1 protein-coding gene is annotated in these 257 nt (G+C 45.5%); it reads right to left on the bottom strand.

Annotated features, from left to right (window positions below; all coding sequences use genetic code 11):
- Positions 1–24: 24 nt before the first annotated feature.
- The coding region (locus ACYYG1_RS17640) for a class I SAM-dependent methyltransferase (protein WP_461211635.1) at positions 25–257 on the bottom strand (233 nt) is incomplete at its 5' end.

Here is a 257-nt window from a genome sequence, read left to right on the forward strand (position 1 = left end):
GCGTCTCACACTGCTTTTTCGCCATTATTTTTCTTTTTGAATCCACTGATCCAATTTTGCCATCATCTCCCGCATCGCCTGCTGGTTCGCAAAAGAAGGAAGATTCGCCAAAAGCGCTTGTTTCGGCGGCTTTGCGTCTTCGCCTTTTTTCTGCAGGATTAAAATGCTCTTTGCCTGCGCTTCATCTTTAAACATAGTAGCCGGCAGCTGAAGCAGGGCGTTGATATATACTTTTTCCGCAAAAAACCGCTTCAGTT

Source organism: Desulfocurvus sp. DL1XJH-121, assembly GCF_054819825.1.